This window comes from Gordonia sp. DT30, assembly GCF_049844915.1.
GTDB lineage: Bacteria > Actinomycetota > Actinomycetes > Mycobacteriales > Mycobacteriaceae > Gordonia.
Map to the genome: position 1 here is coordinate 211,247 of NZ_JBNCLY010000001.1, position 19,884 is coordinate 231,130.

A 19,884-nucleotide genomic window follows, 5' to 3' on the forward strand; every position below is an offset into this window, starting at 1 on the left:
AAGGCGGCATCCGGCTGCGACGTGCCCCGCGCCTGGCACTACGCTTGGCGTCGGTTCACTACTGCCTACGTGGAGGGTTTTCATGACACAGCTCGGAGTGGTCGGCGGCGGCACCATGGGTGCGGGCATCGCCGAGGTCGCGATCCGTGCCGGCGATGATGTCCTGGTGCTCGAACGTGACCAGAGCGCCGCCGACGCCGCGCGCACCCGGATCGAGAAGTCCATCGGACGGGGGGTCAGCAAGGGCAAGCTCTCCGAGGACGACGCCGCACAGGCGCTGTCCCGCCTTACCCTGACGACCACGGTCGGAGATTTCGGCGATCGCGAACTGGTGATCGAGGCACTCCCCGAGGTCGAGTCACTCAAGGTCGGCTTCTTCGCCGAACTCGACAAGGTCACCGACCCCAAGGCGATCCTGGCCACCAACACCTCGTCGATCCCGATCATCCGGGTCGCCCGGGACGTCGCCGATCCGTCGCGCGTCGTCGGTGTCCACTTCTTCAACCCGGTGCCGGTGATGCCGCTCGTCGAGATCATCTCGAGTCTTGCCAGCTCGCCCCAGGCGATCGAGACGGTCACCGCCTACGCTCGTGATCACCTCGGCAAGCGCACGATCGCGGCCGGTGACCGCGGCGGGTTCGTCGTCAACGCCCTGCTGGTCCCCTACCTCGTGAGCGCCATCCGCATGTACGAGAGTGGTTATGCCACAAAGGAAGACATCGATACGGGCATGATCAACGGCTGTGCCCACCCGATGGGCCCGCTCACACTGTGTGACACCGTCGGTCTCGACGTGGTGCACGATGTCTCCGAATCGCTGTACCAGGAATTCCGCGAGCCGCACCTGGCACCGCCGCCGCTGCTGGCGCGCATGGTCGAAGCCGGTTACCTCGGCAAGAAGAGCGGCAAGGGCTTCTACGAGTACAAGAGCTGACCCGAGCAGCCGAGCGCTGATGCCGGCGGCGCGGACGGCGCTCCCGGCATCAGCGCAGTCCGGCGTCCTTGCTGCCGAAGGCTTCGCGGAGTCGGTGCTTGACGACCTTGCCGCCGGCGTTTCGCGGTAACTCGCCGACGATGATGATGTCCTTCGGCTGTTTGAAGCGCGCCAGGGTCTCGTTCAGATACGGCTCGAGTTCGGCGAGCGTGAGATCGTCGACGCCGGCGGTCAGTGCGACGACGGCGACCGGTACCTCACCCCACTTCTCGTCGGCACGTCCGATGACCGCGGCCTCCGTGATCTTCTCGTGTGCGTAGAGGACGTTCTCCACCTCGGCGCAGTACACGTTCTCGCCGCCGGAGATGATCATGTCCTTGGCACGGTCGACGACGTAGAGGAAGCCCTCCTCGTCCTCGCGTACGAGGTCTCCCGAGTGAAACCAGCCGCCGCGGAACGCGTCGGCGGTCGCCCCGGGATTGCGCCAGTAGCCCTTCATCAGATTCGGTCCGCGGTAGACGATCTCGCCGACATCGCCGGGCGCGACATCGTTCATCATCGGGTCGACGATCCGAGCGGTCACCACGGGCACGATCTTGCCGATCGAGCCGACCTTGGTGAGCGCGTCCTTGCCCTCGAGGATGCAGGTCACCGGTGACATCTCCGTCTGCCCGAACGCGGTCATGTTGGCGGCCTGGGGAAATGTGGCGTTCATCGCGTCGAGGACGGTGTTCGACGCCGGCGCCGCACCCCAGCTGATGGTGCGCAGCTTGAGATCTCGCGGCCGTGCGCGTTGGGCGGCGCACACGGCCTGCCATTGGGCGGGCACCATGAACACCGAGGTGGTGCCCTCACGCTCGAGGGTGTCGAGCATGTCGTCGGCATCGAAGGCGCCGAGCGGATGGATCACCGCCGTCACCCCCCGATAGAACGTCGGCGCGAACGCTGCGAGCCCGGCGATGTGGAAGATCGGTGGCACAACCGAGGCAACGTCGGAGTCCGAATGTGCCTGCGCGGCCGCGATGGTCGTCACCGCCTGCGCTTGCAAATTCTGGTGGGTGAGCATGGCGCCCTTGGGTTTTCCTGTCGTGCCCGAGGTGTACATGATCAGCGCGACGGTGTCTTCCGGTACATCGATCGCCGGCAGATCGGCGCCGTCCTCGGCCACGAGGGTCTCGTAGTCGAGGTGGTCGGCCGCGTCATCGCCACCTCCGACGACGATGGTATGGGTGATGCCCCCGGCCGCGGTGGCGGCTTGCGTCAGCGGCGTGAGGAGGGACTCGGTGATGACCACGTGCGCGCCGCTGTCGGCGAGGAGATAGGCCACTTCGGCCGGGCTCATCCGGATGTTCACCGGAACGGCGACCACACCGATCAGGTTGGCGCCCAATACCGCCTCCACATATTCGGTGCGGTTGCTCAGGACCAGCAAGACGCGGTCGCCGAAGCCGACCCCGCGGCGGCCCAGCGCAGCTCCGATCGCGCGGGATCGTTTGTCGAGTTCCCGCCACGTGGTGGTGCGTCCGAGGAATCGCAACGCGGGGCGGTCCGGGGTCATCAGCGCGTGCCGGTGCACCTGGTTGTTCCAGTGCGCGCGGCGCGATCGCAATGGCTCGGTGGTCAGATCGCCTACCGGCTCGGTGATGACGCTCATCGGTGCTCTCCCCAGTGGCATGGGTGTGTCGTGACTCACATGGTAGGGCCGTTGCCCGAGCAGCGCGGGCGCATCGGCCATCCGGGCGCGCCGGTGAACACGAGTTGGTGTTGATCGCCCGAGAGCGGCCACCACGGCTGCAAACCGTGCCAGAATCGGCCTATGAGTGAGCACACATATCGGGTCATCGAGGTCGTCGGCTCCTCTCCTGACGGCTCGGATGCGGCGATCGCCAATGCCATCGCCCGGGTTTCCCGGACGACCCGAAACGTCGAATGGTTCAAGGTCATCGAGACCCGTGGGCACGTCGCCGACGGGGCCGTCGCGCACACGCAGGTGACGCTGAAGGTCGGTTTCCGCATCGACGACGCCGACTGAAGTCGGCTGATCTGCGCCCTGGGCCGTCACGCGCGGGCGACCACCTCGCCGTGGGGGATCACCAGCCACCCATCAGGGTGTGCTGCCCACTCCCGCCAACCCGCTGAGATGGCGTCGAGGTCGGCGCGGCTGGCGAGGCCTCGTTCGATCGCCATCTGCCCGATCGTGGAGTAGATCCGACGCTCCCACATCCCGCCCCATGCGGCCCGCTCGTCGGGAGTCGCGTAGCACCACACCGATGCCGACGGCGTCACCTCGGTGAATCCCGCCTCGTGGGCCCACGCGAGAAGACGGCGGCCCGCGTCCGGCTCGGCGTCGTTGCCGTGTGCGACGGTGCGATAGAGGTTCAGCCACGCGTCGAGGCGCTCGTCGGCAGGCCACCAGCTGAACGCCGCATAGTCGGCATCGCGCACCGCGACGACCCCACCGGGCCGGGTGATCCGGCGCATCTCGCGTAGCGCTGCCACCGGATCCGACAGATGCTGGAGCACCTGATGGGCGTGGGCGACGTCGACACTGTCGTCCGGGGTGGTGAGCCGGTAGGCGTCGTCGACGGCGAACTCGACCGGGATGCCGCGCTGCGCGGCGAGCGCACGGGCCTGTCCGAGCGGCGCCTCGGTGATCTCGACACCGCGTACCCGACCGGGTGCGACGAGTCGGGCGAGGTCGACGGTGATACTGCCGGGCCCACACCCCACGTCGAGAAGGTCGAGGCCCGGACGGAGAAAGGGAATCAGGTAGGCGGCGGAACCGGCCGCGGTACGCATCCCGTGACTCGACACGACCACCGAGCTGTGGCCATGGGTGTAGACGTCACGATGTGGCGTGGCATCGGTCATGTGTTCCGCTCCTTCCTCGAGGTCATCGGGTCTGTGATTCTCGTCGCAGGCGCGGAGCGCATGTGACGTAACGGGAGGCCGACCGGAGTCGTAAGCTCGGAACTGGCCCGAACCCGAGGGCCGTGGGCGGTGGCTCCACCGAACGCGTCAACACGCGCCGATGCCGCTACGCCCGCGATACTGGTACCGCCCCGACAACACGAATCAGGGCGCTGCGTGACCACGACTGGAGAGTAAGGCAGATTATGAGCGCGGAGAAACCGACCATCATCTACACGCTGACCGACGAGGCGCCCATGCTGGCGACCCACGCCTTTCTGCCGATCATTCGAGCGTTCGCCGACGCCGCCGACGTCAACGTCGAGACCTCCGACATTTCGGTTGCCGCGCGCATCCTCGCCGAGTTTCCCGATTATCTGACCGACGAGCAGAAGGTTCCCGACAATCTCGCCGAGCTCGGCCGGCTGACTCAGGACCCCGGGACCAACATCATCAAGCTACCGAACATCAGTGCATCGGTTCCGCAGCTCCTCGCGGCGATCAAAGAGCTCCAGGACAAGGGCTACAAGATCCCCGACTTCCCGGGTAACCCGAAGACCGACGCCGAGAAGTCGATCCGTGATCGCTACACGAAATGTATTGGTAGTGCGGTCAATCCTGTTCTACGCGAAGGTAATTCGGATCGTCGCGCACCCATGGCGGTCAAGGAGTATGCGCGCAAGCACCCGCACAGCATGGGCGAGTGGTCGATGGCCTCGCGGACACATGTCGCCTACATGCGGCGTGGTGACTTCTACCACGGCGAGAAGTCGATGACCCTCGACCGCGATCACGAGGTCAAGATGGAACTGATCACCTCCTCGGGCGAGAAGATCGTGCTCAAGCCCAAGGTGCGCCTCGAGGCCGGCGACGTCGTCGACAGCATGTACATGTCGAAGAAGGCACTCGTCGATTTCTACGAGGAGGAGATGGAGGACGCCTACAAGACCGGCGTCATGTTCTCCCTGCACGTGAAGGCCACGATGATGCGGGTCAGCCATCCGATCGTGTTCGGACACGCGGTGCGGACCTTCTACAAAGAGGCTTTCGCCAAGCACGGTGAGCTCTTCGACGAGCTCGGCGTCAACGTCAACAACGGACTCTCCGATCTGTATTCGAAGATCGAGGCGTTGCCTGCGTCGAAGAAGGAAGAGATCATCGACGATCTGCACGCGTGCCACGAGCACCGTCCGGAGCTGGCGATGGTCGACTCGGCACGCGGCATCTCGAACTTCCACTCCCCCAGCGACGTCATCGTCGATGCGTCGATGCCGGCCATGATCCGCGCCGGCGGCAAGATGTACGGCGCCGACGGACGGCCCAAGGACACCAAGGCCGTCAACCCCGAGTCGACGTTCTCGCGGATCTATCAGGAGATGATCAATTTCTGTAAGACCAACGGCCAGTTCGATCCCCGGACCATGGGCACGGTCCCCAACGTCGGTCTGATGGCGCAGCAGGCCGAGGAGTACGGCTCACACGACAAGACCTTCGAGATCTCCGCGGACGGCGTCGCCAACATCACCGACCTCGCCACCGGTGAGGTGCTGCTGTCGCAGAACGTGGAAGAGGGCGACATCTTCCGCATGTGCATCGCCAAGGACGCCCCGATCCGGGACTGGGTGAAGCTCGCCGTGACCCGCAGCCGCGACTCGGGGATGCCGGTGGTGTTCTGGCTCGATCCGTACCGTCCCCACGAGAACGAACTGATCGCCAAGGTCACCACCTACCTGAAGGACCACGACACCGAGGGCCTCGACATCCAGATCATGTCGCAGGTGCGTGCCATCCGGTACACGATGGAACGGCTGATCCGGGGCCTCGACACCATCTCGGCAACCGGCAACATCCTGCGCGACTACCTCACCGACCTGTTCCCGATCCTGGAATTGGGTACCAGTGCGAAGATGTTGTCCATCGTGCCGCTGATGGCCGGCGGCGGGCTCTATGAGACCGGTGCAGGTGGCTCGGCACCCAAGCACGTCAAGCAGCTCATCGAGGAGAACCACCTGCGGTGGGACTCCCTCGGCGAGTTCCTGGCACTGGCGGTCAGCCTCGAGGATCTCGGGCGCAAGAACGACAATCCCAAGGCCGAGGTGCTCGCGCACGCCCTCGATCTCGCCACCGGGAAGCTGCTGGAGAACAACAAGGGCCCCTCACGGAGTACCGGCGAACTCGACAACCGTGGCAGCCAGTTCTACCTGGCGCTCTACTGGGCCCAGGCACTGGCGACGCAGACCGACGACGAGGAACTCGCCAAGCACTTTGTGCCGCTGGCGAAGGCGCTCGAGGACAACGAGCAGGCCATCGTCGCCGAACTCGACGGGGTGCAGGGCGAGCCGGTCGATATCGGCGGCTACTACGCCCCGGACAACGAGCTCACCGACGAGGTGATGCGGCCGAGCGAGACGTTCAACTCGGTACTCGAGACCGCGCGCGCCTGAACCCGGCGCGAGGCGATCGCGCACCGCACGCTGTACGCGAGCCCCGTTCCCGGCCCGGAGCGGGGCTCGGGTCGTCGGTGGCGGGTCTTCTGCGTCACATGGCCTCGAATGCCCGCCCGAGTTCGGCCGCGACGTCGATGATGCGGGCACTGGTCACCAGCGGATCCTCGATCCGGGCGGCGACGTCGCGCGCGATGAAGCGCTTGATCTCGTCATCGACCTGCCCCACCACCCGGATGATCTCCCCGCGCAGATTGCGCGACGCCACGCCGACGGTGACATCGCTGGGGCGTGGCGGCCGGACGTCGATGTGCAGCTGGAGAGGTTCGACGGCCCGCGCGGTGAGGGCGAGCCGGACCGATCCGTCGACGTCGTACTTGATGCGGTCGACCCGCAGATCCACCAGCAGTCGGATCGACAACGGGATTCGGACGGTGAATGTGATCAGGTCGGAGATATCGCGGACGATCTGTGGTTCGGCGATGCTGACCCGGGCGCGGACCCTTGCGATCCCACCCGGGCCGGATGGGATGGGACCGACGTCGAAGGAATCGCCGGTGATCGCGGTGAACGCCCCGGCCACCCGATCTTCGGTGACGGCCACTTCGAAGAAGCGGCGGCCGAACTCCTCGTAGGTGAGGTCTGACATCCCACCATCGTCGCAAATGGCCGCCAATTCGGCGGGAATCATGACGAAGAACTGTTTGCTAGCCTCGTGGCGGTGTCCGATCCGGGCCCGCGGACGAGGGAGCAGTACCCGCTCAGCGACAAGACTGCCACGAAGGTGGAGGCGAACTCGTCATGTCCTGGCTGATCCTCATTCTCTCCGGTGTCCTCGAAGCCGTCTGGGCGGCAGCGCTCGGAGCGTCCGACGGGTTCCGCAAACCCTGGCCCGTCGTCGTCTTCGTCGTCGCGCTGACCCTGAGCATGGTGGGTCTGGCGGTTGCGATGGCCGACTTGCCGCTGGGCACCGCATACACGGTCTGGGTGGGCATCGGGGCAACCCTGACAGTCCTCTGGGGCCTCGCGACCGGCCAGGAACGCGCCGGTGTCGGGCGCGTCCTGTTGTCGGCGTTACTCATCGGCTCGGTGATCGGCCTCAAGGCGGTGAGCTGACATGCCGTGGGTCATCTTGGTGCTCTCGGCAGTCTGCGAGTCGGTGTGGGCTGCTGCCCTCGACCGCTCCCATGGCTTCACCGAACCCGTTCCGGTGATCGTCTTTCTGGTGGCGCTCGCGGTCAGTATGGCCGGTATCGGCTGGGCCGCAAGGTATCTCCCGATCGGTACCGCCTACGCGGTGTGGGTCGGAGTCGGCGCGACACTTACCGTGAGCTACGCAATGATCACCGGGCTCGAGAGTGTGTCGGCGGCCAAGATCGTGTTTCTCGCAGGCATCGTGGTGGCGATCATCGGGCTCAAGGTCGTCGGATCGGACCGGCAGGTGCCGAGGCGCTAGAAGGTACCACTGTACAATCGGTTGTGCACTACTGATTGTCGGCGGGGGTCACCCCAGAACGGGAACCGCCTCCGCTTCGCCGATCCGGCACCGGCCGGAGGACAATGAACGGTGACGGACGATCGCTCGAGAAGAGGAACCCCGCATGGTTGAGACCAACATCGGCTCCGGGAACACGGGAGGCTCCGCGAAGGCCGGGTCATCGACCGGTGCCGCACGACCAACCGTGCCCGGGGTGGGCAGAGATCAGCGTCCGCACGGGTGGCAGTACGTCAAGTACGTGTACGGCGCCCGGCTCCCCGACTCGATGCGCGAGTGGGTCGAGGGTGACCTGGCCGGCCCCGGCGCCACTGTCCGGATGGTGGCCCGATGGGCGGTGCCGTGCGTAATCATTTTGATCCCACTGCTGTTCGTGCCTGCCGACTGGCTGGTCCGGGCGAACATGACCGTGCCGATCCTGATCCCGTACATCTTCTTCTCCATCGCCCTCAACCGCGTATGGCGGCGTTACCGGCTCAGCCAGCACGGCCTCGATCCGGACCTGATCTCCAAGCGGGAGCGGGAGAAGAACGCCGACCTCTACGACGAATACCACCGCAAGTACCGCGGCACCGGCCGCTGACGCCGGCCGGCTAGATCAGCCGATCGTGGCCCGAGGTCCGGCGGAGATCGGAGAACGCCCCGATCGACGTCGACGTCGCCGTGGCAACAGGCCGCCCGCCGGCCGCCTCGGTCTTCGACACCATCACCACGTTGTCGATGTAGGGCTGGATCGTGCTGGTGTTCTGCACCGTGGCCACGATCACCAGCTGGAATCCGAACTTGCGGAACGCCGAGAGCGCCTGTTGGGCGAATTGCGGGTCGGACTTGGAAAACGCCTCATCGAGCATGAGCTGGGCGAAGATCGGCCGGTTGTCGTCGCCGTGGGGGCTGGCCAGGTTGAAGCTCAGGGCGCCGGCCAGGCAGAACGCCATCAGCTTCTCCTGCTCGCCGCCGGAGTTGTCGCCGGCGTTGCTGTAGGTCCGGATCGTCTCGCCGCCCTCGGCGTCATGTTCTTCGCAATAGAAGTCGAAGCGATTACGCACGTCGAGTGCATCGCGCGTCCACTGCCGGTCCTCGGGCGTGGCACCGGCCAGCCGCTCTCGCAGCATCAGGATGTCGGCATACTGCTCGAGGATCGCCTGCTCGTCGCCGAAGGCCACCGCCGTCGAACGCTGTGCGATCAACCGAGCCTTCTCGGTGAGTTCGGCTGCGGCACCGAGGTTTCGGCGTCCCGGCTGTAGTCGCAGACGGGTTCCGCGGTTGAATGCGACGGCCCCCAACCCGGTGTTGACCCGCTCGATCTGATCGATGATGCGCCGTTCCTCGGCGTCAGCGGACATATGCAGGTTGAGGATGGCACCCGGGGCCTGCTCGGTGATGAGGCGACGCATACGTTCGTAGGCGCCGGGAAGTTCGCGTTCGTCGATCCGACGGCACAGCGCGACGTAGTCGTAGATACGCTCGTCGAAATCCGCACTGTCATTGGGGATCGCGTCCGGGAACTCCTCGTCGTAGGTGGACAGGATCCGCGTCAGTTCGTCGCGCGAGCGGCGTGCATCGGCCCGCATGCGGTCCCGATCCCGGCCGACGGCCTTGAGCAGCTCCTGCCGATACGGATCCGGTGTCAGCACGTCGAGCGTCGCCGCCGAATCCTCGCGGAAGGTGTCGAGGGCCGCCTCGGCCGGCCCGGAGATGTCCTCGGCCTTGAGTCGATCGACGAGGTCGAGGAGCTGGGTCCGGCGCACATCCTGGGTGGCGATGCGGTCGCGAACGAGGGCGGCCTGCGAGATCGCCGAGCGCACCTGCTCCCAGATCTCCTCGGCTTTGCGTTGCAGGGCCTCGACGTCGGGATGCTCCTCCATGAGCAGTTCATACTGCTCCGAGAGCCGTTCGGCACGATCGTCGGCGGATTCGACATCGATCTCACTCCACTGGGTGAACTGTTCGCACACAGTGCGATACATGTCCCGACGGCGTTGCTTGTCGGCACGCTCGCGCTCGAGGACCGCGGTCGCTTCCCGCGCCGCCCGGTACACGCTCTCCTCGTGATCGAGTTCTTCCTGCAGTGCGGCGAGCTTGGCGTCGACGTTCCCGACGAAGAGGTACTGCGACGGTCGCAGCTGCTGACGGTCATCCTTGATCGCCAGCTTCGCCGAATCCTTGCGCAGGCCGCGGTCGGTCACGGCCTTCGGGTGGTCGGCGAACTCGGCGGGATCGTCCACGCACACGTAATTGCCGAGCCGCCCCAGGATCGCCAGTGCCTCGGTCGAACTCGGGTGCTCGGGATCGACCGCGCGCAACGTGGCCGCCAGCGTGCCCGGCTCGGGCGGCGCCGACGTCCGGCGCTCGACGTGGTGTAGCTGAATCCGGCCGCGCATGTCGTGGGTGTTGACGAATCGCAATGCCGACGCGAAATGCCGGTCGGGCACCAGGAGTCGGAGTCCGGCGTTACGCAGGACCTTCTCCACTGCCGGGCGCCACCGTTCGTGTTCGGGATCGAGTTCGACGAGCTCGGCGACGTAGCGCAGGGCGGTCTCGTCGACTTGTAGAGCATCGGTGAGCACCCGGCGCATCTCGTGTTCGGCGCGCGGGAGGGCCGAACCGGCCTTTCGCACCCGGGCGAGCTCCTCGGCGGCCCCATCGCGGCGGGTACGTGTGGACACCTCGGACGCGAGCAGCTCGGCGTAGTGCCCCTTGCCTGCCGCGAGCTGCCCGTCGAGCCGGTTCGCATCCTCGATCAGCGATTCGCGGGTGGCCCAGAAGTCCTCGGCGGACTCGGGGATCTCCACATCGAGTCCCGACATCTTCGACTCGAAGGAGGCCCGCCGCATCGACACCTCGTTGGCCGCCTTCTGTGCGGCCGCGAGCTGCTCCTGCAGCGGAGCGAGATCAGTTGTGCTGGAGGATATCCGGGACAACAAATGGCTATGGTCCTGGCGTAGCTGGTCGTGCTGGGTGGTCAGCGCGGCCAGATCCCCGTCCAGCCGGGCGATCTGGTCGTCGAGATCGGCGATCTCCGGTTCCGCGTTGCGGATGCGCAGGTTGGTCACATATGCACGGATCGTGGCGGAATCGATGGTGTCGAGCACCGAGAACTTGGCCGATTCGGTCGCATACCGTTCCTGCACGGTCTCGATGTTTCCGAGGATCGTGCGCTTGCGCCGCGCGACGTCGAGGAGCTCACGTGCCTCGACCAGCGGATCGATCTGCTCGAGGGCGTCCTTGATTCCGGCGATGCTCGTGGGCTCGTCGAGCATGAACTCCCGCACGAACTGGGCCAGGCCGCCGACGCTCTTGAGCGACTTTGCCTTGCCCAGCAGCTGCTGTGCGGCCTCGGAGCCGCGAATGCCGATGAGCGAGTACAGGGATGCGAGATACTTGCCCTCGCCCGGCCCGCCGCGCCAGCCGCGCTCGCGCAGCCGCGCGGCGTTGTGCCCGTTCGCAGCCCACTCGTTGCAGACCTCGACGATGTCGGCGTCGCCCTCGGTGATGAAGTAGGCACTGTGGGCGTCGGTCATCTTGCCCGCCGCCAGCCACTTCAGGACCAATCCGGTGATGGCAGTGCCCGACGCGGAGGTGTAGGTCACCGAGATGGCCGCCCACGCGGGGCCGGTCCCACGCAGATACATGATCTCGCGGGTGGAGTTCACACCGTCCCGACGCTCACCCCACGCCCCACGCACGTATTTGCCGACGGTGCGCCGTCCGCTCGCCGAGCCGGCCGCGGTGGCATCGCCGGAGGCGTTGAAGTTGCGCCGGTGATCGGGCAGAAAGGCCAGGGAGATGGCGTCGAGCAACGAGGACTTGCCGCTGCCGGACGCACCTGTCACGAGAGAACCGTTGGCACTGAACGGGATCGAGTGGTAACCGTCGAAGACGCCCCAGTTGATCAGTTGCAGCCGGGACAGATGGAACTGATCGACGCGATCGCTCACCAGTCATCTCCTTCGTCGGTGTCGTCGCCGTAATCGGTGTCCTCGGCGTCGCGGTCACCGGGCCGATACTCCCCCGCCGGGTTCTCGCGGCTGTGGGATTCGTCGTCCTCGCCGGCCCCGGCCTCCTCGCCCGACCCGATGAACTGCTCGAACTGATGCTGCAATTCGGTGATCACCGAGGCGGTCATGATCGCGCTGATCGCCGGGCTGACCGTGAAGGTGTCCGGGTCGTCGCGGTGGCGGCGCAACAACTCGAGTTCCTCGAGCTTGTCGATGGCCTTGTCGATGCGTTTGTCGAACAGCGCAAGGTCGCGGTCGATGGTGTTGGAGACACCGGCGAACAGTTCGTGGATCTCCTCGTGGGTGATCAGTACCTGGTCCTCACGCGCGGCACGCATGTGCTTGGCCAGGTGCAGGGCCAGGATCGCATCGTAGGCCTGGATCGTCTCGCGCTTGAGAAGCCGTCTGCCCCAACGGGAGTCGTAGCCAACCTGCTCGGCGAAGGCCACCTCCAGTTCGCCGACCAGACGCAGTCGCAGGTCGAGCTCGGAGAGGCGCACGCGCAGGAGGTCCTGATATTCGACGATCCATGACCACAGCTGCGGGGTGCGGTCGCCGCTGATGTAGCGGCGGGTCAGCAGATTCTGCAAGGCCCAGCACGCACGGTCGGGCATGGCGCTGACGTCACCGTCGAACCGCGGGACCTTGGTGCCCTCGTCGGCGACGGCAGCGCGACTGACCGCGGGCAGGTCGTCGTAGCCCGTGAACTCCTCGGCCCGGAACGTGGTTGCCTCGGAGTTGCCGGTCGCGGGCTTCTCGGACTGGCTGGTCACAGGTTGTCGACCTCCGCGGTGGGAATGGGTTCGGTGAATCGTAGGACTGGTACCTCGATGCGGCGGTCCTGGCCGTCGAGGGAACGGAATCGTATCTCCGAGGTCTGCGGCCCACCGGGATCGACGTCGATGCCGATATCGGTGTCGGTTCCCGACGGCTGGCGTAATGCCCACGACCACAACACGATCACGTGGGCCAGATACGGCGCAGCGAGCGCATCGATGACCTCGGGCAGTGACACCGGGCCGCGGGCGACGGCATCGTTGACGACTTCGGTGAGTTCGACGGTGTCGACCTGTCCGGCGAGTGAAACGAAGGAGTCGAGGTCGGCGTCACCGGTTGCCGGTAGCGCCGGCTGCGGCGGTTCGGGGGTGCGGATCTCGAAGGCAAGGCGCCCATTGGAGGCGAGTGCCGGTGTCGCCAGCGGCAATTCGTGGCCGAGTCGGCGATCGGCGAGGGAGATCGTCAACAGTTCGTTGGCGGTGGCCAGTGCGTCGTTGAGCTGGCGCGCGATCCCGCGGCTCTGCTCGAGAGTGCCGGAGGCGACGAATCGCCGGATGCGCCGGGCACATCGGCGGCGGATGCGGCCGACCTCGTCGATCTGCTGGGTGACGAGGACGAAGAAGTTCTCCATCACCGAGCGCAACCCGTGGTCGATGGCCGGCAGGTTCGCGGTCAGGGTTTCGATGTCGGCGGCCAAGCGTGCACGTTGGGTGGGATCACCGATCATGTGGGTGAACGCATGGTAGGAGGCGCTTTGCGACGACTCCAGCAACGCCTCGTAGTCGTCGAACAGCTGACGCTGCCGGTCTCGGTAGGCCAGGTCGGAATCGTTCGGGTCGTCGAGCAGGACGGTGGTGATGCGATCCAGCATGCTGCCGTACTGGCCGATGTCGGAGATGATCTGTTCCATCTGATAGGCGATGGCGCGTGCCTCGTCCTCGGCTGCCCGCAGGTCCGGTGGGCGGCGCCGGCCGGCGTCGAGATCGGCGAGCTCGGCATCGAGTTCCTCGATCTGCTGGGTGAGGTCCTCGCGTATGTATCGCGGGTCGGCACTCACCTGCCCCGCCACCCGGCGCAGGCCGGCTGCGATGCCGTTGATCGAGCCGCCGGTGGCAACCGAATCCTCGCGGCGCAATCGCCGCATGTAGTCCAGGACCGATCGAGCCTCGGGCGTGAGGTAGCACAGGTTCTGGGTGGCCACGACCGGATCGGCCATGCGGTGCAGCCAGCCGTTCTTGGCCCATAGCTTCAGCAGCTCCATGCCGTTGGGCTGGTCGCCGACTCCGAGGTCGGTCATGTCGCGCTCGAGGCGGATGGCCAGGTCGGTCTCCGTCCGGCGGGCGCCGAAGTCGAGATGCCGTTCCATCAGCGTGACGTAGAGGGCGGAGTTCGTCGCGGCGAACAGTCGAACGGCCGCCGACCGCTGAATCGACCGGTTGGAGTCCCACGCCTGCAACAACGTGGGTTGGTTCGCGCTCTCCATCGCTCCTCGTTGTGTCATATCCGGGGTTGTGCCATATCCGGGGTTGTGTCATATCCGGGGTTCTGTGTCATCTCGGCGGCCATCGTGCCGCCAGGTAGTCTCCCACGTTCACCGATCGGCACCCGCAGGGCGTCGGAACCGGTGGACAACGATCGGGGTGACGCCGCCCACGGCCGCCGCCGGGGCAGCGGTGCCACCATGGACTCATGCTGCCAACTCTGGATCTGACCGACGCCGACACCGACCCCGCCGGGTTCGCGACCGCACTGCGTGAGGCCGCCCACGCCCACGGCTTCTTCTATCTCGTCGGCCACGGTATCCCCGATGCAAGGATCACGGAGGTCCTGCGACTGGCCCGCGACTTCTTCGCGTTGTCCGCCGAGGAGAAGGCGCGCATCTCGGCGCTGGAGAGCCCGCACTTCCGCGGATACTCACGGCTCGGCGGTGAGCTGACGAATGGCCAGGTCGACTGGCGTGAGCAGATCGACATCGGGCCGGATCGGCCGGCCATCGACGACGCACAGGGCTATTGGAACCTGCAGGGCCCCAACCTGTGGCCGGAGCGGCCCGCTGCCTTCCGGGAGGCGTTCACGTCATGGATCTCGGCGCTGTCGGCCGTCGGCTTACGACTGCTCCAGCGGTGGGCGGTGTCGCTGGGCGCACCCGCGGACCGCTTCGACGCGACGTTCGCCGACCGACCGGCCACCCTGCTGAAGGTGGTGCACTATCCCGGCAGCGCCGACCGTGACCAGGGCGTCGGTGCGCACAAGGACTCCGGCGTGCTCACGCTGCTGCTCGTGGAACCCGACTCGGCCGGACTACAGGTCGAGACGCTCTCGGGTGAGTGGATCGACGTGCCGCCGGTTCCCGGCGCGTTCATCGTCAACATCGGGGAACTGCTCGAGGTGGCCACCGGCGGATACCTGCGCGCCACCCGCCACCGCGTCCGCGCCCCCGGCCCGGGCACCGACCGGGTGTCGATCCCGTTCTTCCTGAACCCGGGCCTCGACGCCACGATTCCGATCATCACCCTGCCGCCGGAGCTGGCGGCACTGTCACGCGGCGTCGAAGCGGACCCGCGCAACCCGATATTCCACACCTACGGCGAGAACGCGTGGAAGTCGCGCACCCGCGCCCACCCGGATGTGGCGCAGCGCCATCATGGGATCGTGCCCGCAGGCCCGGGCACGAACTACTGAACGTTCCGCCGCGGCCGTTCGCGGCGGCCGCAGACGGTTACCGCAGACGGTGACCGCAGACGGTGACCCGTTGTATGTTCGAGCGGGCGGCCGCGGTCGCGCCAGATCGTCGGCGCAGATGCGGCGACGACACATTTGCCCGTGCGAAGGAGAGCGATGAAACTCGGACTGCAACTGGGGTATTGGGGTGCGCAGCCGTCGCCGAACCATCGTGAACTCGTCGTGGCGGCCGAAGAGGCGGGCTTCGACGCCGTCTTCACCGCCGAAGCCTGGGGCTCGGACGCGTACACCCCGCTCGCTTGGTGGGGTTCGTCGACGCAGCGGTTGCGGCTGGGTACCTCGGTGCTGCAACTCTCCGCACGGACACCCACCGCATGTGCGATGGCTGCGTTGACCCTCGATCACCTCTCCGGAGGTCGCCATATCGTGGGACTCGGAGTTTCCGGACCGCAGGTCGTAGAGGGTTGGTACGGCCAGAAATTCGCGAAGCCGCTGGCCCGTACGCGCGAATACATCGACATCATGCGTCAGGTGTGGGCACGGACGGCCCCGGTCGCGAGCAGTGGACCGCACTATCCGCTCCCCTATGACGGACCCGGCTCGACCGGTCTCGGCAAGACCCTCAAGCCGATCGTGCATCCGTTGCGCGCCGACATCCCGGTGATGCTCGGGGCCGAAGGTCCAAAGAACATCGCGTTGGCCGCCGAGATCGCCGACGGTTGGCTGCCGCTGTTCTACACACCACGGATGGCCGACACCTACAACGCATGGCTCGACGAGGGTTTCGCGCGGCCCGGTGCCCGCCGCGGCCGCGCGGACTTCGAGATCTGCGCCACCGCCCAGATCGTCATCACCGACGACCGGGCCGCCACCTATGCGGCGATCAAGCCGTTCCTCGCCCTCTACATGGGCGGAATGGGCAGCGAGGACACCAACTTTCACGCCGAGGTCTACCGGCGGATGGGGTACGGCGAGATAGTCGACGAGGTGACCGCGCTGTTCCGGTCCGGCAGGAAGGACGATGCGGCGGCGGTCATCCCGGACGAGGTGGTCGACGACTCCGCGATCGTCGGCGACGCCGATCATGTCCGTGAGCAGATCAGGGTGTGGGAGCGTTCCGGGGTCACCACGATGCTGGTCTCGCCGGGTAGCGTCGACGAGGTGCGGCAGCTTGCCGCGCTGGTCGACACCGAATGACCGTCCGGCCGTCGCGCGGGAGCTAGTCGAGGTGGTGGCCGGCCCGGCCGGTAGCGTCTGTGGCCATGCGTATTCTTCGTGGAGTTCTCGCGGTACTGGCACTTGTCGCCGCACTCGTCCTGTCTGCGTGCGGGTCGTCCGACAAGCCCGCGGCGCCGGTCAACTGGACGCAGCAGGGCACCACCGGCAGCGTCACCGTCACATCCCCCGGTGACCCCGCGACCGCTCCCACCGTCCACGTCACCACGCCGTTCGGCGTCGATCAGACCCTGGTCCATGTGTTGCGCACAGGCACCGGTGCCACCGTGGCGCCGGGCGCGAACGTCTCCGTCAGCTACGTCGGCGTCAACGGCCGCACCGGCGACCGGTTCGACAGCAGCTACACCAGGGGAGCTCCCGCCGATTTCTCACTCGCCCAGGTGATCCCGGGATTCTCCAAGGCGATCGTCGGCCAACACGTCGGCTCCACGGTGGCCGCGGCCATCGCGCCCGCCGACGGCTACACCTCCGGGATGCCTGCGGCAGGCATCGAGGCCGGCGACACCCTGGTGTTCGCGTTGACGATCGTCAGCGCAGGAGGCTAGCGGGAACCGGTAGCACCGACGTATTCGGCGAGATGCCGCCCGGTCAGGGTGCTGCGATCGGCGACCAGCTCGGCGGGGGTTCCGGTGAACACCACGTGCCCGCCGTCGTGCCCGGCTCCCGGGCCGAGGTCGATGATCCAGTCGGCGTGGGCCATCACCGCCTGATGGTGTTCGATGACGATCACCGATTTGCCGGTATCGACCAGCCGGTCGAGCAGACCCAGTAGTTGTTCGACGTCGGCCAGGTGCAGTCCGGTCGTCGGCTCGTCGAGGACGTAGACATCGCCCTTCTCCCCCATCTGCACTGCGAGCTTCAGTCGCTGGCGTTCGCCACCCGACAAGGTGGTCAACGGCTGGCCGATCCGCAGATACCCCAGGCCCACATCGGCGAGCCGAGCCAGGATCTTGTGGGCCGCCGGGAGTTTCGCATCACCATCGCCGAAGAACGCCTCGGCCTGTGCGACCGACATTCCCAGTACGTCGTCGATGTTGCGGCCACCGAAGGTGTAGTCGAGCACCTGCGCCTGAAAACGCCTGCCCTCGCACACCTCACACACCGTCGACACCCCGCCCATCATGGCGAGGTCGGAGTAGATCACGCCGGCGCCCTTGCAATTCGGGCATGCGCCTTCTGAATTCGCGCTGAACAGAGCAGGTTTGACGCCGTTGGCCTTCGCGAAGGCCTTGCGGATCGGCTCGAGCATCCCGGTGTAGGTGGCCGGGTTGCTGCGCCGCGAGCCCTTGATGGCGCGCTGGTCGATGCTCACCACCGAGTCGCGGCCCTCGACCGAACCGCTGATCAGTGAACTCTTGCCCGAGCCGGCGACGCCGGTCAGCACCACCAATACCCCGAGCGGGATGTCGACATCGACGTCGTGCAGATTGTGGGTGTTCGCGCCGCGGACCGCGAGGGCTCCGGTGGTCGCACGCACCTCGGGTTTGAGTTGGGCGCGGTCATCGAGGTGTCGTCCGGTCAGGGTATCGGCGCCGCGCAGCCCTTCGACGGTCCCCTCGAAGACGATCTCACCGCCGTCGGTGCCCGCGCCCGGCCCGATGTCGATGACGTGATCGGCGATCACGATCGCCTCCGGCTTGTGCTCGACCACGAGCACCGTGTTGCCCTTGTCGCGCAACTGCCGCAGCAGATCATTCATCCGCTCGATGTCGTGCGGGTGCAACCCGATCGTGGGTTCATCGAAGACATAGGTGACATCGGTCAGCGACGAGCCCAGATGCCGGATCAGTTTGGTGCGCTGCGCTTCTCCGCCCGAGAGCGTGCCGGCCGGTCGGTCGAGGGACAGATAACCCAACCCGATGCCGACGAACGAGTCCAGCAGCTCCGACAACGACGCCAGCACGGGCGCGACCGAACGGTGTGCCCCATGAAGGCCACGGACCCACCCGGCGAGGTCGGTGATCTGCATCGCGCAGACGTCGGCGATACTGCGGCCGTCGATCTTCGACGAGCGCGCGAGCTCACTGAGCCGCGTCCCCGCGCAGTCGGGGCAGACGGTGAAGGTGATCGCACGGTCGACGAACGCGCGGATATGGGGCTGCATGGCCTCACGGTCCTTGGCCAGCATCGACTTTCCGATCTTCGGGATCAATCCCTCGAAGGTGACGTTGATGCCCTCGACCTTGATCCGCTTCGGCTCGGAGTACAGCAGGATGTCGAGCTGGCGTTTGGTGAACTTGCCGATGGGCTTGTCCGCGTCGAAGAATCCGCACCCGCGGTAGATGCGACCGTACCAGCCGTCCATCGAGTAGCCCGGGATCGTCAACGCGCCCTCGTTGAGCGATTTGGTGTCGTCGTAGAGGGCGCTCAGGTCGAAGTCGGAGACGGTGCCGCGTCCCTCACACCTCGGGCACATGCCGCCGGTGACGCTGAACTCCCGGCGCTCCTTCACCTGTCGTCCGCCGCGCTCGACCTCGATTGCGCCCGCACCTGATACGGACGCCACGTTGAACGAGAATGCTTGCGGCGAACCGATATTCGGATCACCGAGGCGACTGAAGAGGATGCGCAACATGGCGTTGGCGTCGGTGGCAGTACCGACGGTGGAGCGCGGATTGGCACCCATCCGTTCCTGATCGACGATGATCGCCGTGGTCAGTCCCTCGAGAACGTCGACGTCGGGGCGGCCCAGCGCGGGCATGAATCCCTGCACGAAGGCGCTGTAGGTCTCGTTGATCATCCGCTGCGATTCGGCTGCGATGGTCGCGAACACCAACGAGCTCTTTCCCGACCCGGAGACCCCGGTGAATACGGTGAGCCGCCGTTTGGGTATCTCGACCTCGACGTTCTTGAGGTTGTTCTCGCGGGCGCCGTGCACGCGGATGAGATCGTGGGTGTCGGCGGGGTGGGGCGTCGATCGGGTCGGCGTCGCGCTCAAGGGATTCTCCGTTGTCGTCGGCGGGACATGGGGCGGGGTCGCGGGCGTCGGTCAGGACACTTGATTGATACGCAACAGATTTCCGGTTGGATCGCGGAAGGCGCAGTCGCGCACCCCATATGGCTGATCCATCGGCTCCTGGACGACCTCCGCACCGGCGGCCTGCAGTTTGTCGAACAGCCCCTGGAGATCGTCGGTCGCCAGGGTCAGCGCTGCGCCGTACGTGCCCTTGGCGATCAGGTCGAGAATGGTCTCGCGCTCCTCGTCGGTGATGCCCGGGTCGGCCGCCGGCGGGTGCAGGACGATGGAGGTCTGCGGCTGATCGGGTGGTCCCACCGTGATCCAGCGCATGCCCGAGTAGCCGACGTCGTTGCGAACCTCGAATCCCAGGGTGTCACGGTAGAACCCGAGCGTGGCGTCAGGATCGGTCTGTGGAAGGAAAGTGTAATGAATGGTGATGTTCATGGCAC

The 19,884-nt window shown here is 66.3% G+C and carries 17 protein-coding genes and 1 riboswitch; of the genes, 9 read left to right on the forward strand and 8 right to left on the reverse strand.

All coding sequences use genetic code 11. The annotated features are described in order from the left end of the window. Positions 1-82 precede the first annotated feature (82 nt). Entirely contained in the window at positions 83-934 is an 852-nt protein-coding gene (locus ACLQ3C_RS01025) for a 3-hydroxybutyryl-CoA dehydrogenase (protein ID WP_425702614.1), read from the forward strand. Between the two features lie 49 nt (positions 935-983). Here the strand turns inward: ACLQ3C_RS01025 and fadD5 are convergent, their stop codons facing one another. Then, positions 984-2,588, reverse strand: coding sequence for a fatty-acid--CoA ligase FadD5 (fadD5, locus tag ACLQ3C_RS01030; RefSeq protein WP_425702616.1), 1,605 nt, complete (start codon positions 2,586-2,588; stop codon positions 984-986). A gap of 162 nt (positions 2,589-2,750) precedes the next feature. Here fadD5 and ACLQ3C_RS01035 point away from each other — a divergent pair, with 162 nt between their 5' ends. Beyond that, complete coding sequence (locus tag ACLQ3C_RS01035; protein ID WP_425702618.1) at positions 2,751-2,966, forward strand: dodecin; 216 nt, start codon at positions 2,751-2,753, stop codon at positions 2,964-2,966. Positions 2,967-2,992: 26 nt separating this feature from the next. Here ACLQ3C_RS01035 and ACLQ3C_RS01040 read toward each other — a convergent pair whose 3' ends face one another. Then, the gene (locus ACLQ3C_RS01040) at positions 2,993-3,805 is read right to left on the reverse strand and encodes a methyltransferase domain-containing protein (protein WP_425702619.1); all 813 of its coding nucleotides are present in this window, start codon (positions 3,803-3,805) and stop codon (positions 2,993-2,995) included. A 245-nt stretch (positions 3,806-4,050) separates the two neighbouring features. Between ACLQ3C_RS01040 and ACLQ3C_RS01045 the strand changes: the two genes are divergently transcribed. Further along, the gene (locus tag ACLQ3C_RS01045) at positions 4,051-6,288 is read left to right on the forward strand and encodes an NADP-dependent isocitrate dehydrogenase (protein WP_425702621.1); all 2,238 of its coding nucleotides are present in this window, start codon (positions 4,051-4,053) and stop codon (positions 6,286-6,288) included. A 94-nt stretch (positions 6,289-6,382) separates the two neighbouring features. On the opposite strand, the gene ACLQ3C_RS01050 is transcribed toward ACLQ3C_RS01045, so the two are convergent. Further along, positions 6,383-6,937, reverse strand: a complete 555-nt coding sequence (locus ACLQ3C_RS01050; protein WP_425702623.1) for a hypothetical protein — start codon at positions 6,935-6,937, stop codon at positions 6,383-6,385. 69 nt (positions 6,938-7,006) lie between these two features. After that, a riboswitch (guanidine-III (ykkC-III) riboswitch) is annotated at positions 7,007-7,071 on the forward strand. Positions 7,072-7,089: 18 nt separating this feature from the next. Between ACLQ3C_RS01050 and ACLQ3C_RS01055 the strand changes: the two genes are divergently transcribed. The 3 genes from ACLQ3C_RS01055 to ACLQ3C_RS01065 all read left to right on the forward strand — a co-directional run bounded on the left by ACLQ3C_RS01055 (position 7,090) and on the right by ACLQ3C_RS01065 (position 8,366). Beyond that, positions 7,090-7,404: a DMT family transporter gene (locus ACLQ3C_RS01055; RefSeq protein WP_425702625.1), complete on the forward strand. Its 315-nt coding sequence runs from the start codon at positions 7,090-7,092 to the stop codon at positions 7,402-7,404. A 1-nt stretch (position 7,405) separates the two neighbouring features. Next, entirely contained in the window at positions 7,406-7,744 is a 339-nt protein-coding gene (locus ACLQ3C_RS01060; RefSeq protein ID WP_425702627.1) for a DMT family transporter, read from the forward strand. Positions 7,745-7,889: 145 nt separating this feature from the next. Continuing rightward, a complete protein-coding gene (locus tag ACLQ3C_RS01065; RefSeq protein WP_425702629.1) occupies positions 7,890-8,366 on the forward strand; it encodes a DUF5313 domain-containing protein in 477 nt (158 codons plus the stop codon). A 10-nt stretch (positions 8,367-8,376) separates the two neighbouring features. On the opposite strand, the gene ACLQ3C_RS01070 is transcribed toward ACLQ3C_RS01065, so the two are convergent. Genes ACLQ3C_RS01070 through ACLQ3C_RS01080 form a run of 3 tightly spaced genes read right to left on the reverse strand, consistent with a single transcriptional unit; the run spans position 8,377 to position 14,041 of the window. Beyond that, complete coding sequence (locus tag ACLQ3C_RS01070; RefSeq protein WP_425702631.1) at positions 8,377-11,721, reverse strand: ATP-binding protein; 3,345 nt, start codon at positions 11,719-11,721, stop codon at positions 8,377-8,379. After that, on the reverse strand, positions 11,718-12,554 hold the full coding sequence (locus ACLQ3C_RS01075) for a DUF4194 domain-containing protein (protein WP_425702633.1): 837 nt from the start codon (positions 12,552-12,554) through the stop codon (positions 11,718-11,720). Before ACLQ3C_RS01075 ends, ACLQ3C_RS01070 begins: the two co-directional genes overlap by 4 nt. Continuing rightward, positions 12,551-14,041, reverse strand: a complete 1,491-nt coding sequence (locus ACLQ3C_RS01080) for a DUF3375 domain-containing protein (RefSeq protein WP_425702634.1) — start codon at positions 14,039-14,041, stop codon at positions 12,551-12,553. The genes ACLQ3C_RS01075 and ACLQ3C_RS01080 overlap by 4 nt, the downstream gene beginning before the upstream one ends. 206 nt (positions 14,042-14,247) lie before the next feature. On the opposite strand from ACLQ3C_RS01080, the gene ACLQ3C_RS01085 reads away from it, so the two are divergent. The 3 genes from ACLQ3C_RS01085 (at position 14,248) to ACLQ3C_RS01095 (ending at position 17,021) form a co-directional block, all read left to right on the forward strand. Continuing rightward, positions 14,248-15,240, forward strand: coding sequence for an isopenicillin N synthase family dioxygenase (locus ACLQ3C_RS01085; RefSeq protein ID WP_425702636.1), 993 nt, complete (start codon positions 14,248-14,250; stop codon positions 15,238-15,240). A gap of 156 nt (positions 15,241-15,396) precedes the next feature. Next, on the forward strand, positions 15,397-16,437 hold the full coding sequence (locus ACLQ3C_RS01090; protein WP_425702638.1) for an LLM class F420-dependent oxidoreductase: 1,041 nt from the start codon (positions 15,397-15,399) through the stop codon (positions 16,435-16,437). Between the two features lie 65 nt (positions 16,438-16,502). Continuing rightward, entirely contained in the window at positions 16,503-17,021 is a 519-nt protein-coding gene (locus ACLQ3C_RS01095; protein WP_425702639.1) for an FKBP-type peptidyl-prolyl cis-trans isomerase, read from the forward strand. Here the strand turns inward: ACLQ3C_RS01095 and ACLQ3C_RS01100 are convergent. Continuing rightward, on the reverse strand, positions 17,018-19,414 hold the full coding sequence (locus ACLQ3C_RS01100; protein ID WP_425702641.1) for an ATP-binding cassette domain-containing protein: 2,397 nt from the start codon (positions 19,412-19,414) through the stop codon (positions 17,018-17,020). The genes ACLQ3C_RS01095 and ACLQ3C_RS01100 overlap by 4 nt on opposite strands. 51 nt (positions 19,415-19,465) lie before the next feature. After that, on the reverse strand, positions 19,466-19,879 hold the full coding sequence (locus ACLQ3C_RS01105; protein ID WP_425702642.1) for a VOC family protein: 414 nt from the start codon (positions 19,877-19,879) through the stop codon (positions 19,466-19,468). Positions 19,880-19,884 lie beyond the last annotated feature (5 nt).